We start from the raw sequence: 1,098 nt of genomic DNA, 5'->3' as shown, positions 1-1,098 counted from the left end.
GATTACGATCATCTGGCGCGCGTGCTGGAATGGTCGGCCGGCGGCGCCAGCGAAGACGAGGCGGAAGGATGAAATATCCGATCCCCTCCGATACCGCCGCCAGCCAGGCGCGCGCCTCGGATCCTGCCTATTCCGCCTGGGTGTCGGCCAATGCCGGCTCCGGCAAGACGCATGTCCTGGCGCAGCGCGTGATTAGGCTCCTGCTCAACGGCACCGATCCGTCGAAGATCCTGTGCCTGACCTACACGCGGGCTGCCGCCGCCAACATGTCGAACCGCGTGTTCTCGACCCTGTCCGAATGGACAGCGCTGCCCGATGCGGAGCTGGCGGTCAGGATCGCGGCGCTGGACGGCCGCGGCGCCGACCGCGACATGATGCGGCGCGCGCGCCGGCTGTTCGCCGAGGCGCTGGAGACGCCGGGCGGGTTGAAGATCCAGACCATCCACGCCTTCTGCGAATCCGTGCTGCACCAGTTCCCGCTCGAAGCCAACATCCCGGCGCATTTCGAGATGCTCGATCCGCAGATGGAGGCCTCGCTGTTCGCCGATGCCCGCCGCGACATGATCTCGGGCGCTGGCGCCGGCGTCGAAGGCCTGGCGGAAGCCTTCGCCACGGTGCTGGAGCGCGGCGGCGAGTTCGGTCTCGATTCCCTGCTTGCCGAGATCGTCGGCAAGCGCGACGAGTTGCGCGATTTCATCGCCAAGCTCGGCAGGGATCGGGATTTCCGGCCGCTCTTCGCCGAATTCGGCTTCAGGCCGGGACAGACGGCCGAGGGCATCGCCGCTTCGCTATGGCCGCTGCCTGGCTTCGACCCCCGCCAGTTCGCCGAATTCGCGCATGCCGCCGAAGCCGCCGACGCGCGGCAGGTGCTGAACAACGTCATCCCCTATGCACGGGGCGCCTTCGCCGAAGCCGACCCGATCCGCCGGCTGCGGCTGCTGGCAAAGGCCTTTCTCAAGGCCGACGGCGACCCCTATGAGCCGCCCAAGATCTTCAAGAAGGCGCTGGTCGACCGGCTACCGGATCTGCCGGACCGCTATCTGGCCGGGGCCAAGGCGATCCTCGCCGTGCCTTCCAGCATGCGGAACAGCGCCAGCC

The 1,098-nt window shown here is 68.0% G+C and carries 1 protein-coding gene; it reads left to right on the top strand.

Going from position 1 to position 1,098, the window contains the following annotated elements; translation table 11 throughout:
• Positions 1 to 68: 68 nt before the first annotated feature.
• Positions 69 to 1,098: UvrD-helicase domain-containing protein (locus EOA27_RS37570; protein ID WP_145970870.1), on the top strand; the 1,030-nt coding region annotated here is incomplete at its 3' end.

Source organism: Mesorhizobium sp. M2A.F.Ca.ET.037.01.1.1 (assembly GCF_003998075.1).
In the GTDB taxonomy this organism is placed as follows: Bacteria; Pseudomonadota; Alphaproteobacteria; order Rhizobiales; family Rhizobiaceae; genus Mesorhizobium.
This window is presented reverse-complemented; position numbering and strand designations above follow the sequence as displayed.